Source organism: Cytobacillus oceanisediminis 2691 (genome assembly GCF_007678455.1).
In the GTDB taxonomy this organism is placed as follows: domain Bacteria; phylum Bacillota; class Bacilli; order Bacillales; family Cytobacillaceae; genus Mesobacillus; species Mesobacillus oceanisediminis_A.
In genome coordinates, this window is the sequence record NZ_VEEP01000034.1 from 1 (window position 1) to 1,003 (window position 1,003).

A 1,003-nucleotide genomic window follows, 5' to 3' on the forward strand; every position below is an offset into this window, starting at 1 on the left:
GATGCTTACCACCTCTGCGAGTTGTATTACAAGGAAGAGTTAGAGCCATATAAAAAGCGAGGGGTCCAGCTTTTAAACCTTCGTAACCTTACAAGACAACACGAGAATATTACAGGAGTCATGATTCAGACAAAGCTGCAGTTCCAGGCTATTCTGGATCAAGTATTCCCTGAGTATCGAGGGGTGTTCGGTGATTTATATTCTGTGGTATCACTCTTAACGTTAAAGGAGTTTCCATCATCTGAAGACATATTAAAGGCTAGTGATGAAGCACTCTCAAATAGGATTAAGGAATTATGTAAAAGTCGCTCAATCAGATGGGCCAATGAAAAAGCCTTACAACTAAAAGAGGCGGCAGCTCGCAATCCCTTTGAAAAGACAGTCTATCAGAGTCATATCTTAAGCTTAGGTATGTATATTGATATTATTCTTCAATACAAAGAACACCTATCCACGTTGGAGTCAGAGATAGATGCCCTCGCTAAAGAAGTTGAAGAATATAATATTATCAAATCTATCCCTGGTATCGGAGAAAAGATCGCGGCAACGATCATTTCTGAAATTGGAGAGATAGATCGATTTACTGACCCTAAAAAGCTCGTGGCTTTCGCTGGAGTAGACCCTAGTGTTTTCGAATCTGGCAAGTTTACTGCCACCAAAAACCGAATCACCAAAAGAGGTTCCAGCAGGCTTCGTCACGCCTTATATATGGCTGTTCGATGTGCCATACGCGATTGTCGTAAACAGAAAACGACGGATGAAATCATTCCCCGAAACAAACGAATGCGTGAGTTTTACGACAAGAAGCGTGAAGAAGGAAAGCCATTTAAGGTAGCTGTAATTGCTTGTGTAAATAAGCTCTTACATTGGATATTTGCCCTTTTAAGAAACCGGACCACTTTCCAAGATATAGCTTAGAAACAACATCTAACTAAATTACGAAAAACCTTCCAATTCTAAGAATATGAAGGTTATTTGGTATACCCTTTTTTAGTATATCACG

General features: G+C 39.8%; 1 protein-coding gene. It reads left to right on the forward strand.

Annotated elements, in window-relative coordinates:
• Nucleotides 1-918: IS110 family RNA-guided transposase (locus tag FS736_RS23395; RefSeq protein WP_144481520.1), on the forward strand; the 918-nt coding region annotated here is incomplete at its 5' end.
• Nucleotides 919-1,003 lie beyond the last annotated feature (85 nt).